Genomic DNA, 18724 nt, shown 5'->3' on the forward strand with positions numbered 1-18724 from the left:
TCACCACTTCTTCCCAAGGTGCATCGCAGCAGCCCCACCCGCGAATGCCTTGACTTCCACTTGCATGAAGCCTGCCTGTTCGAAGAGTTGTTTCAGTTCGACGCGGTCGAGGAACACTTCCGTCGATTCTTGTAGCCAGTTGTATTGATCGTATGATTTCGCAAGCAATCGCCCGACTTGTGGCATGATTTTTCCGAAATACAATGAATATGCCTCGCGGAAAATCGGTGCCGTCGGTTGACTCGTCTCGAGACAGACGACCGTTCCACCTGGTTTTAAGACACGATGCATCTCTTTGATGACCTGTAGATAATCCGGTACGTTTCGTAGACCAAACCCGATCGTCACATAATCGAACGAGTTATCACCGAACGGTAGATCCATCGCATTTCCGTGAATCAATTCGATGTTTTTCATATCGAGCGCTTCTACCTTCTCCACGCCGACTCTTAGCATGTTCTCTGAAAAATCAAGTCCTTTGATGACACCTGTCGGACCGGCTGCTTTCGCTAGTTGAATCGTCCAGTCCGCTGTTCCACAACAAAGATCGAGACATTTAGCACCCGGGAAGACTTGCATCCGGCGCATCGTCTCGCGTCTCCATAGTTTATGCAGTCGGAAGCTGATGACTGAATTCATTTGATCATAGTTCGTTGATATCGATTGAAACACTTCATATACTTTTTTTTCTTTATCTTTTGCCTGCACACCGTTCACCCTTTCCAAGATCTCATGCTACCGCCATCTGCTCGAGATGCGATAACAGTAATTTCTGTGCGACCAAATCCAATTGTTCTGCCTGTTGTTGAATGATCTGCCGCCCCTGTCGTGTCAGCCATTCTCGTTTCGTGATTGCTGCGAGTCCTTGCATTAATCCGAACTCTGCTGTTAACCATAAGAGAACCCGTTCTTCCGTCGATGCATAATTCATTTCGTGAAGGGCACACTTTGCCTCGTTGACCCGTTGAATCGTCCGTCCGAGTGAAACGAGAATCTCTTTTGGTAACCCAGCTAGCTGTTCGAAAAAGTAGCTCGAGAATAAATCTCCTGCTAATACAAGCAACTGTCGCTCCTTCGAACCGCGTAGCGTTTCATTGACACGCTCATGCAGACGTAGCGCTACTTGTGCGAAATGAATCGCTTTGACGAGTGCTTCCGTATCCAGCGTGTCATGTTGAGCGACATCAATCAACCAACTGATCTGTTCACGATCGATGGAAGGGAAATCCACATGTCGAGCCAATCGTGTCGTTTGTTTAGTGGTGAGTGCAGTGATGATTTCATCCACGCGCAGCTCATGTTGTTCCATGCTTTTACCCCCCGATCTCCAGTGCCATCTCGTTGATGGACGTTCTTCTTTTTTAATATACCATAATCGGCGGGCTTTCACGCTTCTGAATGTCCACAAAAAAGCCGCCCGAGAAAATCTCGGGCGACTATGTAGCCGGATTACTTCACAGCATCTTTCAATGCTTTACCTGGTTTGAAGGCAGGTACTTTACTTGCTGGAATCTCGATATCTTCTTTCGTACGTGGGTTGCGACCTTTACGGGCTGCACGCTCACGGACTTCGAAGTTACCAAATCCAATCAATTGGACTTTTTCTCCAGACTGAAGTGTCTCAGTGATCGATTCGAATGTTGATTCAACAACTTTCGTCACGTCTTTTTTTGTAAGATCTGATTTTTCGACGACTGCTTGAATGAGTTCAGTTTTGTTCATTACTTTCACCCCCTCCCAATCACTTCTTCGAGGGTAATCATACCCCATAAACGTTGCTATTACAACATTTTCGTGTAAATAACGTTCAATTTTCAGATTCTTCGCTCGATTTCTCTGAAAACACAGGTTCGCCTTTTTCGTTTATCGTGTAGCTTTGAGAATAGGCAGGAACAAAAGGTTGATCTTCATAGAGCAAATACCGAATATCTTGACCGACTTTCGGCTTTTTCTTCGCAGTTTGAACAGCTTTCTTCAACTCTGGTAAATAGTTGATGAAGAGGCGTCCTTGACCATCGACATAGATTGACAACTTTTCATCTGAATACGGACTTGGGACAGTCGGTTCTTTTTTGATGAATAGTTTTTTATAGTCAAGCGTAAACTGGTTTTTTCCGAACGATCCTTTAAACGGATACTTTTCGTTCTTCTTCCGATACGCATCAATCCGAACTTGGAGCTTCTGTAACTCTTCTGCAACAAGTAAATCCATCAACTTAACAGTTGGTTTCGTGTCGACATCAACTAACAGATAGATGAATGTTCCGCCACCTTCAAAACTGTTTGATGGTGGGTCACTCATATAACGCGGAATGAGCCGCTCTAATTCGATTTGATAACGCTCCATGAGCGGAGTGTCCGCTTCCATCGTCTTAATGGGTAAAACACCCGTGTCTTTTTGATACGCATCGACAGCATCCTGTACGGTACGTAACTGTTGCGGATACGGTACGCGGTTCGACGGTTTCTGACTGTCTGGAAATAGACAACCTGATAACAACGTCACCGGAATGAGCATGAGGATCACGAACCACTTCTTCATGCGCTTGGTCCCGCCATGACGATGAACACCATGATGATCGATGCGACGATGAAACAGACGAATGCCAAAGTCGATACGAGAATCTGCCATATCCCTTTTAATTTCGTCCGACTGACCGTGACCAGCAAGACACTGATCGCAAAGAGTCCGATGCCAGCGAACGAGATCCACATTTTTATTAATCCTGGACTCAAGGTTTCCACCCCACTCCGTTAATCTTTCGTCGTGAAGAGATGCTCGATTTCATTTTTTTGTGGTCGTTGCATCAACTTTTTGACTTCTTCTTCCGGCGTATGACCATCGAAAAGAACGTGGTATAACGCAGAAGTGATTGGCAGTTCGCACTGCTTCGTCTCCGCTAAATCATAGGCGGCTTGTGTCGCACGAACACCTTCGACGACCATTCCCATGTTTTCTAGCACCGTTTCTAACTTTTCACCGCGACCGATGGCATTCCCCGCACGCCAATTGCGACTATGGACCGATGTACAAGTAACGATCAAGTCACCCATTCCCGTCAATCCAGTAAACGTCATCGGTTTAGCTCCAAGCATCGTACCGAGACGCGCCATTTCGACCATTCCACGCGTTATCAAAGCAGCTTTCGCGTTGTCACCATAACCAAGACCATCCGTCATCCCGGCGGCAAGCGCGATGATGTTCTTCAAAGCACCACCGAGTTCTGCGCCAATGATATCCGCATTCAGATAGACACGGAAGTTTTCATTCGTGAACAGCTCTTGAACACGACCTGCTTCTTCTAAATCTTCTGAAGCAATCGTTACCGTCGTCGGTTTACGTAATGCGACCTCTTCAGCATGGGATGGACCCGTCAAGACACAAATCGCTTTACGCTTCGCTGGATCGACCTCTGCTTCGATTAATTCTGACAACCGAAGATGTGTCTTTGGCTCGATTCCTTTCGATGCATGGATCAAAACGACAGGTTCCGTCAGCAACTCATTTAGTTGACGAGAAACCGCTCGAATCGCGGAAGATGGTGTGACGATCAAGATGTGTGTTGCGCCTTCAACCGCCACTTTAAGATCCGTCGTCGCCTTCAATGATTGTGGTAACATGACACCCGGCAAAAATTGCGCGTTTTCATGATGTTCATTGATGCGGTCGACAGTTGTTTGTTCACGACCGTAAAGCATGACTTCCCGATCATTATCGGCTAGGACGAGCGAGAGCGCCGTTCCCCAGCTTCCCGCTCCGATGACAGCGATTTTGGTCATACTGACTCACCCCATTATTGTTTTTGACGAGCTAAAATCCGGATTGGTGTACCTGTAAAATCAAATGCTTCCCGAATCCGATTCTCAAGATATCGTTTATAAGAGAAGTGCAGCAATTCTGGATCATTGACGAACAAGACGAACGTTGGCGGACGTGACGCGACTTGAGTCGCATAGTTGATCCGAAGACGAACCCCTTTATCCGTCGGCGCCGGGTTCATCGCGACAGCGTCAACGATGACATCGTTCAAGACGCTTGTCTGAATCCGTTGCGCATGGCTGTGCGCTGCTTGTTGAATGACCGGTAACAACGTCTGCAAACGACGTTTTGTTTTCGCTGAGACGAAGACGATGGGTGCATAGTCAAGGAAACGGAATTCTTCCCGAATCTCTTCTTGCATCTTTTTCATCGTCTTATCATCTTTTTCGACAGCATCCCATTTATTGACGACAATGATGACCGCGCGACCTGCTTCGTGAGCATATCCCGCCACTTTTTTATCTTGCTCGATAATGCCTTCTTCGCCATCAAGCACGACACAGACGACATCTGCCCGTTCGATTGCTTTTTGAGCACGCATGACGCTAAAACGTTCTGTTGATTCATAGACTTTCCCGCGTTTTCGCATCCCGGCCGTATCGATGATGACGTATTCTTGCTCATCTCGCGTAAACGGTGTATCGATCGCATCGCGTGTCGTACCAGCGATGTTTGAGACGATGACACGTTCTTCACCGAGAATCGAGTTCGTCATACTTGATTTCCCGACGTTCGGACGACCAATCAAGGCAAACTTGATCGTGCTTTCGTCATATTCTAATTCTTCTTTATCTGGTGCGAGTTCAAGGACACGGTCGAGTAAGTCACCTAGGCCAAGACCATGTGTACCAGAAATCGGGAACAAGTCTCCGAATCCAAGGGAGTAAAATTCATACATTAAATCACGCATTTCAAAGTTATCGACTTTGTTGACAGCTACGACGACTGGTTTGTTCGAACGGAATAACATGTTCGCGACTTCCTCATCCGCTGCTGTGATTCCTTCGCGTCCGTTCACCATGAAAATGATGACATCCGCTTCATCAATGGCGAGCTCCGCCTGATGACGCATCATTTGAAGTAGGGGCTCATCCCCGACTTCGATTCCACCTGTATCAATCAAATGAAAATGACGATTCAGCCATTCTCCAGTTCCGTAAATACGGTCGCGGGTAACGCCTGGCTTGTCTTCTACGATTGAAACCCGATCTCCAATCACCCGGTTAAAAATCGTCGACTTTCCGATATTTGGGCGACCTACGATCGCCACGACTGGAATTGCCATCCCAACACCTTCTTTCTCTTCTCTCGCTTCATAGCCGTTCTATTGTATCAAATCAAACTGTCATATACCATAACAAACCGCATATAAAAAGCGGACACGCTTGTGTCCGCTTTGTGTCATTGCTTATTCTTTCTTATCAGAATCGTCCTCAGTCAAGTCAGCGACCGAGAATCCTTCTGATTGATTCGTATAATCCGAATAATCGTCAGCGGATGATTCTTCCTCTTCAAGGACACGTGTTGATAGCGAAATCTTATGCTCATCAAGACGTACTTCGAGTACTTTCGCCTCGATTTCCTGACCTTCTTCGAGTACTTCCGAAGGTGAACCGATGTGACGGTTCGCGATTTGCGAAATGTGCAAAAGTCCTTCTACTTGCGGCGCAAGTTCGATGAAAGCACCGAATTGGACGAGACGACGTACACGTCCTTTGACGATATCGCCAGCTTCGATCTTCCCTTCCATCTGTTGCCATGGACCAGGTTGTGTTTCCTTGATCGATAACTTGACCTTTTCCGTATCACGGTCGACACCAAGTACTTTGACTTCGACTTTTTGACCTTCCGTGACGATATCCGAAGGACGTTCGACACGGTGGTGTGCCATCTCCGAAATATGAACGAGACCGTCAACGCCACCGATATCAACGAAAGCACCAAAGTCCGTTAAACGTTGGACTGTACCTTCGAGGATTTGACCTACTTCTAAATTTTCGAGTGTCTCTTTTTTCTTCGCGTTCAATTCGCCTTCAACGACAGCTTTGTGCGAGAGAATGACACGGTTCTTCTCTTGATCGAGTTCAACGACCTTGACTTCGATCGAACGACCGATGTAATCCGAGAAATCCTCGACATAATGCCGTTCGACGAGTGACGCCGGAATGAATCCGCGGACACCGATATCAACGACGAGCCCACCTTTGACGATGTCTTTGACGACAACTTCAAAGATCTCACCTGATTTATACTTCTCTTCTACTTGCTCCCACGCTTTGAGCGCGTCGATTTCTCGTTTCGAGACGACAACCTCTTCATCCGTGATTTTCTTGACCTTCACTTGTAGTTCATCTCCGACGTTCAGCACGCCGCGAATATCATCGAGATGAAGACTCGATACTTCGCTAATCGGTAAGATGGCTTCTGTTTTATATCCGATATCAATGAGTGCTTGCTTGTCTTCAATTTTCACGACCATTCCGGTAACTACCTGGTCCCGATGAATTTCAAAATCAGGCATATCTTTCATTTCTTCGACCATTCCAAAACAACCTCCTCACGATGAGTACAAGAAACGCCTGACACATGTCAATGCGTTTATCCTGCTTCTAACTTCTTACAATTCTGACTATTTGTCAAGGTATTAAGCGTGATTGAAGTAGACGGATTTGATTTCGTCCATGATTCGGTCAGAAATCGATTTCGCTGCGCCCCGCTGATCACGTAAATCCGAAATATCAACTGGTTTCCCGATCGCAACATGCATCCGTTTGAACGGGCGGTATGATCCGATGATTGCAATCGGTAAAATCTGAGCATTCGATCGTAAGGCAAAGAAGCCGACACCTGGTTGTGCTGATGTGAATTCACCTGGCGCAGATCGCGTTCCTTCTGGGAAAATACCGACCGTCTCATCTGAATTCAATAGTTCAATCGTCCGTTTCAAAGCTTGACGATCTCCTTGACCGCGACCGACAGGATATGTTCCTGCCGCAATCATTAATTGTTTTAAGGCAGGAACTTTGAACAGTTCTTCTTTTGCCATGTAACGTACCGCACGTTTTGGCGGAATCGCACTGACGAGGAAGACCGGGTCCCAGTTCGAACTGTGATTGGCACAGACGAGTAAGGAACCGTCTTTTGGAATGTTCTCTTGCCCTGTCACTTTCAATCGGAAGACTGTTTTCGCGATGACCCAGACGACAAACCGCGCAATCCGGTAAATGGTATCTTGACGTTTCATTTTAGGACACCCTCTGCTAGCTCCATCAATCGGACGACGACTTCATCAATCGTCATCTCTGTCGTATCGAGATATAGCGCATCGTCAGCTTGGCGCAATGGCGAGACTTCACGCTCACTGTCGCGCTTATCACGCAGTGCGATCTCTTCTTGAAGAATCGTGATGTCGCTGTCCATCCCACGCGCGATATTTTCGCGGTGTCTTCGAGCTGCACGCTCTTCCACAGTTGCCGTCAAAAAGACTTTTAATTCTGCATCCGGCAATACGACTGTGCCGATATCACGTCCATCCATGACGATCCCACCGCGTTCAGCTAATTTCCGCTGTGCCGTGACGAGCGCAGCCCGAACTTCTTTTTGGCGAGCGACGAACGAGACATTATTCGTGATTTCGATCGAGCGAATCGCATCCGTCACTTCGCGATCACCAATAAAGACACGTTGCCCGTTTTCACCTGGTGTTAAACGAATATCAAGCGATTTCATCAATTCGCCGAGCACTTCACCATTGTTGAGGTCAAGCGATTGTTCTAGTGCTGCCAGTGTAACGGCCCGGTACATCGCTCCTGTATCGATATATACATAGTCAAGGCGCGCTGCCAATTGTTTTGCGATCGTACTTTTTCCAGCACCCGCTGGTCCATCTAAAGCGATTTGAATCTTTTTCATCATCCATCCAATCCTTCCATCTTCCCTATGATTGATAGGGATTCATTCTTCCGAACGTTATCATAGCAAAAAAATGCGGTTAGGTGAATGGATTCATGCCCCTTCTTGAACTTTTCATTTGCATTTGATAACAGTGACGCAATACAAGTTCACGACTTCTGTCGGGAATCATCGTAAATTGAAATGCTAATTCATATCGTTCTTCGCGCCGATCAACTCGGACGAGTTCAGCGATGACATCCAACGTACTCGATATGCCCTCACTTGTAGGCAAAATGAATGTCATTTCCACCTCTTCCTCTTTTTGAACCGGTAATTGATCCGACAAGATCATCATCCCTCCAGCCGATAGATCGAGCGTCACCGTTGTAAACGGCTCGAACTGCGTTTTATGAGGGTGTACAGCAACATCGAGTATTTGCGGTACTCGGACGAACTGACGTCGTTGGATGCGTTCGATTTGATCATCCTTCGGTCGTTTCAAAGCATATCGTTGACCGCGAAGTGGATCATTTTGTCGTTCAACGACGACCGTATCAAATCCAAATAATTTGCCCTTCTCCTTAAAAAAATAAAATGAAACTTCTTCTTGCTCTGACAAGATGAATGTTTTGAGTGTCGCGACCTCGCTCGGTGCTTCAATCCAAATCAATCGATTCGTCACAGCCGTCACCTTTGAGCGACCTTGTCGATCCTCACTATTCGAAAGCATTACCAAATCCCCGATTTCCATCATACTACTTCGCTCCTACTCTCTATTCGATGCCATCTGAATGTTGTTTTTTTCGTTTAAATCGCCGATTTAAACGATTGGCACCTCGTACTTGAAATAATCCAATCGTCCATAGGATGACCATGAAGACGATCGGCAAAAAAGATATACCACCATTTTCCAATATTAACAAATTAAATAAGATATGCGCAAATACCGGAAGCGCAATCGAGAGCGACAACCAGCGATAAGGATGAGGCGAGAATTTCGCCATCCCCATGAAGAATCCCATGATGACCGCAAACAAAGCATGACCAGATACGGGTAAGAGTGCCCGAAACAGCATATGTTCGACTGTTCCATTCACCATCAGATATAAGATATTCTCAAGCGTTGCGAACCCAAGTGAACAGGCTACCGCATAGATGATTCCGTCGTAATAATCATTAAACCGTTGATGGATATAGACCGTATAAAAGACGACAAACCATTTGGCGAATTCTTCCGTAACAGCTGTTCGAATCAACTGCACCTCTTCACGCCCACCAAATTCGGTCTGGACGATATAGTCGATGAACATCAAGGGAAAGACGAGTAAAATACCGAAAATGAAACTTCGAAGGATATAGCCGACTGGCTCCGATTCATGTTCGTGACGTAGATAAAAATAAGTTAGGAGTGCGATGCCTGGGGCAACTCCGGAGAAAACGATTTGAACCACGCTTCCTCTCCCCCTTTCTTCCTCATTTATAAGAATAAAGGTTTCTTGGAAAAAAGAAAACGTCCTCGTTGTTTCAAGAGGGAAAAAGGTTACAATATGGGAGAACGAATCGAATCCGTCATAGAAAGTAGGTGAAGGTCTTCTGTCTGTAGACAAGGACCCTTTAGCATGAAATCATTATTACTCATTCATACGGGTGGAACGATTGCCATGGCTCAGGATCATTCTGGTCATGTCTTACCAAACGATATCAATCCACTCGACGCTTCACTCCCGCGAGCAACAGATATTGCCAACATCACGACGCGTCACTTCGCAAACTTACCTTCTCCGCATATGACACCTGACATCATGTTGCGTCTAGCCCATTTCATCGAGAGCGAGCTCAAGAAGGAACATTACGACGGCGTCGTCATCACTCACGGAACGGACACACTGGAAGAGACAGCTTATTTCTTACATTTGACGCTTGGTGCACCTGTTCCGATCGTTTTGACAGGAGCCATGCGTTCTTCTAATGAGGTCGGATCCGATGGTGAGTTTAATCTGATTACGGCACTTCGTGTCGCTGTCAGTGAAGCTGCGCGCGGAAAAGGTGTCCTCGTCGTCTTCAACGGGGAAATCCATTCGGCATTCAACGTCACAAAAACGCACACGTCATCCGTCGATACATTCAAATCCGTTCATTTCGGAAATCTTGGGATGGTAACGAAGGATCATGTCTACTTATTCAATACACCGCTCTTGAAACAAACACATATGGTGACTTCGCTCTCAAAACGGGTCGCCGTTCTTAAAGTCTATGCCGGTATGGAACCCGACCTATTACTTGCTGTGAAACAACTCGGTTATGATGGACTCGTCCTTGAAGTCCTCGGTCAAGGAAATGTACCACCAAGTATCGTGGATGCCATCGCTGAATTGATTACCGTCATGCCGATCGTCATCGTCAGCCGTTGCTTCAACGGAATCGTTCAAGACGTCTACGGATATACGGGTGGTGGACAACAATTAAAAGAACTCGGCGTCATTTTCTCGAATGGACTGAATTCACAAAAAGCGCGGCTTAAACTGATGGTCGAACTCGAAATCGATGCTTCACAACTAGAACTCGAAGAATCATTCCGCGTTGAATAAATGAAAAAAACCTCTTGATTCGGAAATTCATCTTCCAAATCAAGAGGTTTTGTTTATGCTTGTATCGATGCACCACGTAGCCGTTCAACGAGATGGTTGGCAATGTTTGCACCGTGAAAACGTCCATTTTCAATGAATATTTTATTGGCATCATATCCTGCTGCGACGACACCTGCGATATAGATGCCCGGGACATTCGATTCCATCGTCTCTTCGTCGTGACTTGGAATACCTGTTTTACGATCAATCGTAATGCCTGTATCAGCGAACAATCCGACATCGGGTGTGTAACCTGTCATCGCAAAAACAAAATCAGCACGGACGGTCTGTTTATGTCCATCTATTTGATAAACCACCTCTTGCTCCGTAATTTCTTCGATTGACGCTCCAAAAATCATCTTGACCTTTTCCGAACGAACGAGAGATTCGAAGTTCGGCAACACCCATGGCTTGATGGATGGACTATACTCCGGTCCACGGTAAAGGACGGTCACACGTGCTCCCGCTTTTTCAAGTTCAATCGCTGCATCAACGCTCGAATTTTTCCCACCGATAACGACGACATCTTGATCAAAATACGGATGTCCTTCCGTAAAGTAGTGCGAGACATGAGGTAATTCCTCTCCAGGAACATCCATTCGGTTCGGTAAACCATAATAACCTGTCGCAAGCACGACGGAGCGAGCTTCTCGGCTTCTTTTTTCCCCGGAACGCTCCGAGTGGATGATAAAATGATCCGCTTGACGTTCAATCCGCTCGACCGTCTCAAACGGACGAATCGTCAATTGTTTTCGTTTGACGACTTCTCGATAATAGACGAGCGCGTCGAGACGTCGCGGTTTTAATTCTTTATTGATGAACGGTATACCACCAATTTCTAACTTCTCACTACTTGAAAAGAACGTTTGATGCGTCGGATAACGATAGATCGCTTCGACGATATTTCCCTTTTCGAGTACTTCGACGTCTAGTCCCCGATCTTGCATTTCGATCGCTGCCGATAACCCACATGGGCCTGCACCAATTACGATACAATCTAACATTCGAATATCTCCTCTTCCGGTTGCTTTTTTTATATCTTAGCAAATCTCTACCATAGACGAAAGAAATTGCAATGCAAAACGCCCGCTCCTCGCAAAGAAGAAGCGGACGTTCATTATCATATTAGACCCAACCACGGAAACGAGATGCTTCCGCCATCTTCCGGACACCTATCATATAAGCGGCAAGTCGCATGTCGACATTACGCGTCTGCGCTGTCTGATAGACTTGGTTGAACGAGTTCACGAGTACTTTTTCAAGTTTCTCGTGTACTTCCTCTTCCGTCCAGTAATACCCTTGGTTGTTTTGAACCCATTCGAAGTAAGAGACCGTTACGCCACCACTCGAAGCAAGAACATCCGGAACGATCAGGATGTCACGTTCAGCGAGAATTTTCGTCGCCTCGTTCGTCGTCGGACCGTTAGCCGCTTCAACGACGATCGCTGCTTTGATATCGTGCGCATTGTCTTCTGTGATTTGATTCTCGATTGCTGCCGGAACAAGAATATCACATTCAAGTTCAAGCAATTCTTTATTCGAGATCGTATTTTTGAACAATGTCGTCACGGTACCGAACGAGTCACGACGGTCGAGTAGGTATGGAATATCGAGACCGTTTGGATCATGGAGTGCTCCGTACGCATCACTGATCGCGATGACTTTTGCACCTAAATCATACATGAATTTCGATAAGAAACTTCCGGCGTTGCCGAATCCTTGAACGACGACACGTGCGCCTTCAAGCGAGATGCCTTTCTTCGCTGCCGCTTCCCGAATCATGATTGCGACACCTTTCGCTGTCGCTGTCTCACGACCGTGTGAGCCACCGAGGACGAGCGGTTTCCCTGTAATGAAACCAGGTGAGTTGAATTCATCGATTCGACTGTATTCGTCCATCATCCATGCCATGATTTGCGAGTTCGTGAAGACGTCAGGTGCTGGAATATCCTTCGTCGGTCCAACGATTTGACTGATAGCACGGACATATCCACGGCTGAGACGTTCGATTTCACGGAAGCTCATCTCACGTGGATCACAGATGATTCCGCCTTTACCGCCGCCGTATGGTAAGTCAACGATACCTGCCTTCAGACTCATCCAGACGGATAATGCTTTGACTTCGATTTCCGTCACGTTCGGGTGGAAACGAATCCCACCTTTCGTTGGTCCAACGGCATCGTTATGTTGCGCACGATATCCTGTGAAGATTTTCGTCGAACCATCATCCATCCGTACCGGAATCCGGACTGTCAACATCCGGAGTGGTTCTTTAAGTAATTCGTACATCTCGTCTGGATAACCAAGTTTCCCTAGTGCCTCCTTGACGATTTCTTGTGTCGCTTCCAGTACGTTCTTGCGGTGATTCGCATGTTGTTGGTCAGTGATCATTCCAACGTTCCTCCCCATAAGTGGCATCCCCTATGCCGTTTCCTTGTTCGGATAAAGTATACTCTTTTCTCGAACGTAATGAAAGGGGTTACGCCTATATTTGTAAGCGCTTTCTCACTTCTTTTCCTAGGATATCATTGATTTGGTTGTTTTGTTTGACGATGTCGTTCGATCGCCAGTTCCATGAAATATTCAACCAATTCCGGATATTCGATTCCCACTGCTCGTGCACCGTCCGGGAATAAACTGGTCGAAGTCATACCAGGAAGTGTATTCGTCTCCAAGATGACTGGATTTCCGGATTCCGGTACTAGGAAATCAGATCGCGAGTATCCTGCACAGCCAAGGACTTGGTGCGCTTTAACAGCCCATTCTTGAAGTTTTTCTGTCGTTGTCTCATCCAGCTCAGCAGGACAAATATGCTCCGAACCTCCGATGGCATACTTTGATTCATAGTCATAAAAGGCGTTCTTCGGAATGATTTCGATGACCGGCAGTGCTTTTTCTGCACCTTTATGACCGACGACAGGGACTGTCACTTCACGCCCTTTAATGAACTGTTCGACAAGCACTGCATCGTCCGCTTTAAAGGCTTTAGCGATTCCTTCACGTAACATCGTCTCATCTTGAGCAATCGTCAATCCGTTTGATGAGCCTTCTTGTGCTGGTTTGACGACACAAGGAAATTGACCATTCCACTCTACGATTTTTGCTTCGATATCATCTCCACGCTCTAACAGCACATCACGGGCGATCGTAATGCCTGCTTTATCAAAGTGAACTTTCGAACGTGCCTTATCCATCGCTAGCGCTGACGCTAACACACCTGAACCTGTATATGGAATGTCTGCCAGTTCAAGCAATGCTTGTACGCGTCCATCTTCACCAATTTTCCCGTGAAGAGCGATGACAGCCACATCTACATCCAGCTGGAAGAGTTCATGCGCTTGATCAGGGTGGAAATCAACAGCCGTGACCTCATGCCCTTTACTGTTTAATGCTTCCATGATCGACTTTCCACTGTTTAATGAAACCTCCCGTTCTCCTGAAGTCCCACCGTATAATACTGCCACTTTCATCCTACTTCACTCCTTCTTCTTACGTTCAATGATTATCATACCATCCTTCTGACGATGAAAAAATACAAAATGGTGCCACTTCCAGCAGAAGACAAAAAGGTGCGGCATCCCCCTATGAGGGAATGTCGCACCTGATGTTTTACATATTAAACTGTTCAGCTATCGTTGCGACGGCATGTTCCGCCTGAATCGTTTTCCCATACTCCGCCATGACAAGTGGACTTTTCGGGCTCGGTTCACCGTATTCAGATAAAATCGTCGTCACCGTCTGCTCGAGCGCCTCATTCATTCGTTCTTGGAAATAGAGATAATAGCTTCCCTCGAAGAAGTAGAGGCTACCACCTGTCTCTGTACGAGGCATATGTCGCAATAATCCATGACTCGCTTGAATGACGTCTTCTAGCGATTGTAGAGCATATAAGACGTGATGGACGATATCAACTGTCATACGAATTTCGACTTGATCGAACTCCTCGTTCATCTCTTCTGGCAAATCGCCTTCACGACGTACATCAACGAGCATCCCGTCATTCGGAAAGAATGTAACGAAAAATTCGAGTGTTCCCGCTGCTTGAAAACCAAAATTCGATTCGGCTTCTTCTAATAGATTACGCAATAAAGCTTGTCCCTTCCCGACAGCCAACGTTTCTGGTCGAACGTCGTGAAGCGATAACTCCTGCTTTGTGATGAAGACACGAAGGTGTCCTTGTTTCATTTGTTCAAACCTCATATAGACTCCTCCAGTCAAAACCGGAAACCTGATGTCTCCGTTCGCTATGAATCATACTATACACCAGTTGTCGGAGTGAGTCGACTTAACCAACTTTTCCAAGATTGATCGTCTGCACCAAGTAAATGTGGACCATACCGTTCCGGCAGCTGATCGACCGCATAACCTCCAAGACCAATCTCAAGATCCGGAAAATCAGCCATCAAACGTGCCAGCGCTTCATCGAGCAACGGTAAATGATCCGATAACGTGCAGGAAAGAATAACGGCTTTCGGTTGCAGCTGGTGTGTGACCGTCACTAAGTCCTGAACCGGTATACCGGAACCGAGGAAAATGACATCAAATCCAGATTGACGTAAGTAAAGCGTGAAGAAAAGTAGCCCAAGTTCGTGTTCTTCTTCCGGCGCGCAGACACAGACGATTCGCGGTAAAAATGGATTGATCGGCATCTGTAACGACAATGTCGAAAGGCGAGCTCTCAGAAATGCCGTCGCAAAATGCTCATGCGCAATCGTGATCTCACCCGACTCCCACTTCACTCCGATCTCATGCAAAAGTGGACCGACGATGTCCTGAATGACTTTATCGAAGCTAAACATCGAGAATGCTTTATTCATGATGTCATGCGCATGTCGTTCTTCAAAGTTCGTCAATGCCTGAAATAACTGATCTCGCAGTTCGACTCCGTAATCGTGCGGTACTTCAGCCCGATTGACAGGCATCTCATACAACTGGATTGCTTTAGAGACAGATAACCCCTCTTTTTGTTTATCGACGATCCAGCGTAATTTCGCGACATCGTTATCACTATAGATGCGATGTCCGGATTCACTTCGATCCGGATCGAGCACCTGATATCTCCGCTCCCAAGCACGAATGGTCGTCGGGTTGAGTCCCACTAACGCAGCGACTGCTTTGATATTATATTTCCCACGATCCATGCATCGTGCCTCCTTCCCCTTCCTTTCTAGTATACGCTGAAAGGAAAAAAATCTCCGTTCACAATGTGCCCTTACATCATGAAACCGATGGAGACGAAGGCGATGATGATCGTGATCATGAGCACCGTCAACGTGATTGCTAACGGATTTTTTCGAAATGGTTGTTTTAATCGCTCGTTTCGAACGTGTTCGATACGCGAAGAACGCGGTGGAAGTGACTGCCCCTCTTCGTTCTGATGCAACCGTCTCTGATCTTGTTTACTCAATGTTCATCACCTTTTCTTAAAAAATATAAGGATATTGTCTAGTTTACACCGAATCTGGTGATGAAAAAAAGACTTGTTCTAAACGCAATTTCCAATCTACCGGTTGATGCGTCCTTCTCTGCACTGGATTTTCCCACTCAATCGTTCCACATATATCACAACAACGTGGTTGTACGATTGCCTGCTCATCAAAATGATGCAACAACATCGAACGGCGACATTCGTTCCGGTGAACGTAGTCCATCATCTGTTTGATCTCTTGTCGTTTCAATTGTTTACGTTCTGTTTGCCACTGGATGATGCGTTCCTTCGACCACCCATTCTCGAGTTGTGATTTAAGTAAGCGGTATGCCGGATCTTCCGGATTAAAACGAAAACGACTTTCCATCTTGGCATAGGATTCGCCTTGATTCATTCCTTGTTGCAATTGATCGATCCACAAGACGGGCGCATATTGCGTGTCGATCAAGTACGTTTGTAGTTGTTCATCTTGAGTAGCGTAGAGTAAGATCGCAGTCGCCTCTTTACCGTCACGTCCGGCACGTCCGACTTCCTGCATGTAAGCTTCGATCGTCGCAGGCATCGTATAGTGAATGACCGTACGGACGTTACCTTTATCGACACCCATTCCGAACGCACTCGTACACACGAGACAATCAATCTCATCATGAAGAAACTGTTGTTGAACAAGCTGGCGATCTTCTATCGTCAACCCAGCATGATAATAGGTCGCGCCGTCAATGATTTCAGCAATTCGTTCCGCTTCTTTACGGGTTGTCGTATAGATGACGCATGGGCGAACGATGCGTTCCATCCACCGATTGACTGCCGCATCCTTTTCTTCTCGATCAACGCGATCGACAACATATTGGATTTCTGGTCGGTTGACAGAACGACGGATGATTTGTGGCTCATGCATACGCAGTTGTGTTTGAATATCTTGCTCAACAGCACGCGTCGCTGTTGCCGTTAAGGCAAGACATGGTGGAAGGCCAAGTTCTTGTCGAATGTGACCAAGTCTTGCATACTCCGGTCGAAATTCGTGTCCCCATTGGGAGATACAATGCGCCTCATCGACGACGAAGAGCGCGATATTGATCTGTTTTAGCCGAGCCCGAATCTGTGGCAGCGCCAGTTGCTCCGGTGATAAGTAAAGATATCGTAGATGTTCGAGTACAGATAAGATCTGCTCCTTCTCTTCTCGTGTCTCGACAGAAGTTAATTTAGCGACAGATCGCTCCCCTCTGCGCTTGATTTGCATGACCTGGTCTTCAATCAACGAGAGTAACGGAGACAAAATCAACGTTAGTCCTTCATTTTGTACATAAGACGGAAATTGATAACAGACAGACTTTCCTCCACCAGTCGGCAAAATTGCTAGTGTATCTGTTCCGTTTAGGATGGAATCGATGATTTGGCGTTGTCCAGGTCGAAATGCTTCGTAGCCAAAATGACGATGCAATAACGCTTCCATTAAATCCCCTCCCATTTGCTACGTGCTAATACCAATCGAATCTGAAAATAAGATATCTCGGATTGCATCTCACTCTTGATCCGTTTCAGCGCGTAGGTTCCGAGTCGCTGTGCAATCTGTCGAACCTCTTCTTGCTGAGATAACGTAACAAAATGATCCAGTGGAAACGAAGGAACATACATTGCAATCTCAACGAGATGATCTTCCATCGTACTATTTTTTAATCGTCTTCGGATCGCAACCGCTTCAACGGTTAATCCCTGTTGTAATAACTCCCATGTCGTTTGCGCAGACTGGGTCATTTTTGACGTGTGTAGATCAACACCTATTTGCTTTAGAAATGGTGTTTTTTCTAAGTCATCGATGCACTTTCGCCAAGCGATCGTAAATTCGTATTGAACACTCTCCATATCCGTTTTCATCATTTGAGCTAATTGCGGATAAGACCATCCTGCCTGCACGCCAGACAAGCGGTAACTGATTAATGTCGCTTCTCGCTCTGGTAAGCGCTCAAGGAGAAATATCAACTCTTGGTGCATATGATGTAACCATTCTGCTCGATTCGAGATGGTCGGAAGAACACTTTTTACCCATTCACGGATGATGGTTTCCTGTTGCACAGGAATAAACGGCTGTTTCGCTTCTAAACAAACCATCGTTTGAACCAAAAGGCTGAGTCGTTTCCACATCATCTCAGCATAACCACGAAGTTCACCACCTAGTTGATCAATGATCGCACGATCCGTTTGCTCTACTAGTTGCGCGCCTTCGTACGTCAGTCGCAGTGTCTCTTGCCGCTCAATCCAATTCTTCTGCGAAAGTTCAGCCAAGATTGTTTCGAATCGCTGTTTACTGACTAATACAGTACCGAATACCGACTCTAAATCATAAAAATGAGCATCTTGCAGAGAAGTCGCTGATTTCTTTCCTTGAAAAACATGATAAAGACTGCGGTCAGATCGTTCATTTCGAAGGCGCTGGATCGATTCCAGAAAAATACGCTCGAGTAAAGAAACTTCCATATGTCACGCTCCCTCCTGTTGTATGTCGTTTCCAAATCAAAGATGATATGCTATTCCTGTTTCACCGTTACGTTTTAGAGAGGCCGTTTGCGGGCATGTGATGATATATACATTTTCTGCTGTCACTTGTGCTTCGTCATTGAAATGCACCGATGAGTCCGATACAATGACATATAGATGAGAACAGCGTGTTTCAATAATGTTTTCGTATAGAGAGGAGACCGTTCAATGGCTAAATTTACGATTGTCGACAAAGATACTTGCATCGCTTGTGGTGCTTGTGGAGCAGCGGCACCAGATATCTATGATTATGATGATGAGGGTTTGGCGTATGTCATTCTTGATGATAACAATGGTACTGCCGAAATTCCAGAAGCATTATTCGACGATATGATTGATGCATTCGAAGGTTGCCCGACGGATTCAATCAAAGTAGCAGATGAATCGTTCGAAGGCGATGCGTTAAAATTCGAATAAGTG

At 46.2% G+C, this 18724-nt stretch carries 22 protein-coding genes; 2 read left to right on the forward strand and 20 right to left on the reverse strand.

Going from position 1 to position 18724, the window contains the following annotated elements; translation table 11 throughout:
- From MKY22_RS09770 to prsW, 12 genes are all read right to left on the reverse strand, one after another.
- Entirely contained in the window at positions 1–708 is a 708-nt protein-coding gene (locus MKY22_RS09770) for a demethylmenaquinone methyltransferase (RefSeq protein WP_023468641.1), read from the reverse strand.
- A gap of 22 nt (positions 709–730) precedes the next feature.
- On the reverse strand, positions 731–1309 hold the full coding sequence (locus MKY22_RS09775) for a heptaprenyl diphosphate synthase component 1 (RefSeq protein WP_023468642.1): 579 nt from the start codon (positions 1307–1309) through the stop codon (positions 731–733).
- 140 nt (positions 1310–1449) lie between these two features.
- Positions 1450–1722, reverse strand: a complete 273-nt coding sequence (locus MKY22_RS09780) for an HU family DNA-binding protein (protein WP_341088597.1) — start codon at positions 1720–1722, stop codon at positions 1450–1452.
- 85 nt (positions 1723–1807) lie between these two features.
- Positions 1808–2542: a hypothetical protein gene (locus tag MKY22_RS09785; RefSeq protein ID WP_341088599.1), complete on the reverse strand. Its 735-nt coding sequence runs from the start codon at positions 2540–2542 to the stop codon at positions 1808–1810.
- Positions 2539–2715 carry a DUF2768 domain-containing protein gene (locus MKY22_RS09790; protein WP_023468644.1) on the reverse strand — a complete coding sequence of 59 codons (177 nt, stop codon included), beginning with the start codon at positions 2713–2715 and terminating at the stop codon, positions 2539–2541. The genes MKY22_RS09785 and MKY22_RS09790 overlap by 4 nt, the downstream gene beginning before the upstream one ends.
- Before the next feature lie 39 nt (positions 2716–2754).
- A complete protein-coding gene (locus MKY22_RS09795; RefSeq protein ID WP_341088601.1) occupies positions 2755–3780 on the reverse strand; it encodes an NAD(P)H-dependent glycerol-3-phosphate dehydrogenase in 1026 nt (341 codons plus the stop codon).
- Between the two features lie 14 nt (positions 3781–3794).
- Positions 3795–5105: a ribosome biogenesis GTPase Der gene (der, locus tag MKY22_RS09800; RefSeq protein WP_029342014.1), complete on the reverse strand. Its 1311-nt coding sequence runs from the start codon at positions 5103–5105 to the stop codon at positions 3795–3797.
- Between the two features lie 123 nt (positions 5106–5228).
- Complete coding sequence (gene rpsA / locus MKY22_RS09805; protein ID WP_050677442.1) at positions 5229–6362, reverse strand: 30S ribosomal protein S1; 1134 nt, start codon at positions 6360–6362, stop codon at positions 5229–5231.
- A gap of 102 nt (positions 6363–6464) precedes the next feature.
- Positions 6465–7064 (reverse strand): lysophospholipid acyltransferase family protein, encoded by a 600-nt coding sequence (locus MKY22_RS09810; RefSeq protein ID WP_290777307.1) that lies wholly within the window; start codon positions 7062–7064, stop codon positions 6465–6467.
- On the reverse strand, positions 7061–7735 hold the full coding sequence (cmk, locus tag MKY22_RS09815; RefSeq protein ID WP_050677444.1) for a (d)CMP kinase: 675 nt from the start codon (positions 7733–7735) through the stop codon (positions 7061–7063). Before cmk ends, MKY22_RS09810 begins: the two co-directional genes overlap by 4 nt.
- Positions 7736–7811: 76 nt before the next feature.
- Positions 7812–8468, reverse strand: coding sequence for a flagellar brake protein (locus tag MKY22_RS09820; protein WP_214723564.1), 657 nt, complete (start codon positions 8466–8468; stop codon positions 7812–7814).
- Between the two features lie 19 nt (positions 8469–8487).
- Positions 8488–9165, reverse strand: coding sequence for a glutamic-type intramembrane protease PrsW (gene prsW / locus MKY22_RS09825; RefSeq protein WP_023468651.1), 678 nt, complete (start codon positions 9163–9165; stop codon positions 8488–8490).
- A 168-nt stretch (positions 9166–9333) separates the two neighbouring features.
- Between prsW and MKY22_RS09830 the strand changes: the two genes are divergently transcribed.
- On the forward strand, positions 9334–10302 hold the full coding sequence (locus tag MKY22_RS09830; protein ID WP_195864806.1) for an asparaginase: 969 nt from the start codon (positions 9334–9336) through the stop codon (positions 10300–10302).
- Between the two features lie 53 nt (positions 10303–10355).
- Here MKY22_RS09830 and MKY22_RS09835 read toward each other — a convergent pair whose 3' ends face one another.
- From MKY22_RS09835 to MKY22_RS09870, 8 genes are all read right to left on the reverse strand, one after another.
- A complete protein-coding gene (locus tag MKY22_RS09835) occupies positions 10356–11345 on the reverse strand; it encodes a YpdA family putative bacillithiol disulfide reductase (RefSeq protein WP_290777311.1) in 990 nt (329 codons plus the stop codon).
- A 121-nt stretch (positions 11346–11466) separates the two neighbouring features.
- A complete protein-coding gene (locus MKY22_RS09840) occupies positions 11467–12732 on the reverse strand; it encodes a Glu/Leu/Phe/Val family dehydrogenase (RefSeq protein ID WP_341088607.1) in 1266 nt (421 codons plus the stop codon).
- A gap of 134 nt (positions 12733–12866) precedes the next feature.
- The gene (locus tag MKY22_RS09845) at positions 12867–13811 is read right to left on the reverse strand and encodes a D-alanine--D-alanine ligase (protein ID WP_290777315.1); all 945 of its coding nucleotides are present in this window, start codon (positions 13809–13811) and stop codon (positions 12867–12869) included.
- 139 nt (positions 13812–13950) lie between these two features.
- On the reverse strand, positions 13951–14541 hold the full coding sequence (locus MKY22_RS09850; RefSeq protein ID WP_195864803.1) for an adaptor protein MecA: 591 nt from the start codon (positions 14539–14541) through the stop codon (positions 13951–13953).
- Positions 14542–14597: 56 nt separating this feature from the next.
- Entirely contained in the window at positions 14598–15482 is an 885-nt protein-coding gene (locus MKY22_RS09855) for a MerR family transcriptional regulator (protein WP_195864802.1), read from the reverse strand.
- Between the two features lie 71 nt (positions 15483–15553).
- The gene (locus MKY22_RS09860) at positions 15554–15748 is read right to left on the reverse strand and encodes a hypothetical protein (protein WP_152995552.1); all 195 of its coding nucleotides are present in this window, start codon (positions 15746–15748) and stop codon (positions 15554–15556) included.
- A 43-nt stretch (positions 15749–15791) separates the two neighbouring features.
- Complete coding sequence (locus MKY22_RS09865; protein ID WP_290777319.1) at positions 15792–17222, reverse strand: RecQ family ATP-dependent DNA helicase; 1431 nt, start codon at positions 17220–17222, stop codon at positions 15792–15794.
- The gene (locus MKY22_RS09870) at positions 17222–18244 is read right to left on the reverse strand and encodes a helix-turn-helix domain-containing protein (RefSeq protein ID WP_290777321.1); all 1023 of its coding nucleotides are present in this window, start codon (positions 18242–18244) and stop codon (positions 17222–17224) included. Before MKY22_RS09870 ends, MKY22_RS09865 begins: the two co-directional genes overlap by 1 nt.
- A gap of 228 nt (positions 18245–18472) precedes the next feature.
- Between MKY22_RS09870 and MKY22_RS09875 the strand changes: the two genes are divergently transcribed.
- Positions 18473–18721: a ferredoxin gene (locus MKY22_RS09875; protein ID WP_029342027.1), complete on the forward strand. Its 249-nt coding sequence runs from the start codon at positions 18473–18475 to the stop codon at positions 18719–18721.
- Positions 18722–18724 lie beyond the last annotated feature (3 nt).

Origin of the sequence: Exiguobacterium sp. FSL W8-0210, from assembly GCF_038006045.1 — a bacterium.
Taxonomy (GTDB): Bacteria; Bacillota; Bacilli; order Exiguobacteriales; family Exiguobacteriaceae; genus Exiguobacterium_A.

Coding starts and splice junctions, on each gene's coding strand:
- MKY22_RS09775 (WP_023468642.1), bottom strand. CDS start 1,309: ATGGAACAACATGAGCTGCGCGTGGATGAAATCATCACTGCACTCACC.
- MKY22_RS09780 (WP_341088597.1), bottom strand. CDS start 1,722: ATGAACAAAACTGAACTCATTCAAGCAGTCGTCGAAAAATCAGATCTT.
- MKY22_RS09785 (WP_341088599.1), bottom strand. CDS start 2,542: ATGAAGAAGTGGTTCGTGATCCTCATGCTCATTCCGGTGACGTTGTTA.
- MKY22_RS09790 (WP_023468644.1), bottom strand. CDS start 2,715: ATGTGGATCTCGTTCGCTGGCATCGGACTCTTTGCGATCAGTGTCTTG.
- MKY22_RS09795 (WP_341088601.1), bottom strand. CDS start 3,780: ATGACCAAAATCGCTGTCATCGGAGCGGGAAGCTGGGGAACGGCGCTC.
- der (WP_029342014.1), bottom strand. CDS start 5,105: ATGGCAATTCCAGTCGTGGCGATCGTAGGTCGCCCAAATATCGGAAAG.
- rpsA (WP_050677442.1), bottom strand. CDS start 6,362: ATGGTCGAAGAAATGAAAGATATGCCTGATTTTGAAATTCATCGGGAC.
- MKY22_RS09810 (WP_290777307.1), bottom strand. CDS start 7,064: ATGAAACGTCAAGATACCATTTACCGGATTGCGCGGTTTGTCGTCTGG.
- cmk (WP_050677444.1), bottom strand. CDS start 7,735: ATGATGAAAAAGATTCAAATCGCTTTAGATGGACCAGCGGGTGCTGGA.
- MKY22_RS09820 (WP_214723564.1), bottom strand. CDS start 8,468: ATGATGGAAATCGGGGATTTGGTAATGCTTTCGAATAGTGAGGATCGA.
- MKY22_RS09830 (WP_195864806.1), top strand. CDS start 9,334: ATGAAATCATTATTACTCATTCATACGGGTGGAACGATTGCCATGGCT.
- MKY22_RS09835 (WP_290777311.1), bottom strand. CDS start 11,345: ATGTTAGATTGTATCGTAATTGGTGCAGGCCCATGTGGGTTATCGGCA.
- MKY22_RS09840 (WP_341088607.1), bottom strand. CDS start 12,732: ATGATCACTGACCAACAACATGCGAATCACCGCAAGAACGTACTGGAA.
- MKY22_RS09845 (WP_290777315.1), bottom strand. CDS start 13,811: ATGAAAGTGGCAGTATTATACGGTGGGACTTCAGGAGAACGGGAGGTT.
- MKY22_RS09850 (WP_195864803.1), bottom strand. CDS start 14,541: ATGAGGTTTGAACAAATGAAACAAGGACACCTTCGTGTCTTCATCACA.
- MKY22_RS09855 (WP_195864802.1), bottom strand. CDS start 15,482: ATGGATCGTGGGAAATATAATATCAAAGCAGTCGCTGCGTTAGTGGGA.
- MKY22_RS09865 (WP_290777319.1), bottom strand. CDS start 17,222: ATGGAAGCGTTATTGCATCGTCATTTTGGCTACGAAGCATTTCGACCT.
- MKY22_RS09870 (WP_290777321.1), bottom strand. CDS start 18,244: ATGGAAGTTTCTTTACTCGAGCGTATTTTTCTGGAATCGATCCAGCGC.
- MKY22_RS09875 (WP_029342027.1), top strand. CDS start 18,473: ATGGCTAAATTTACGATTGTCGACAAAGATACTTGCATCGCTTGTGGT.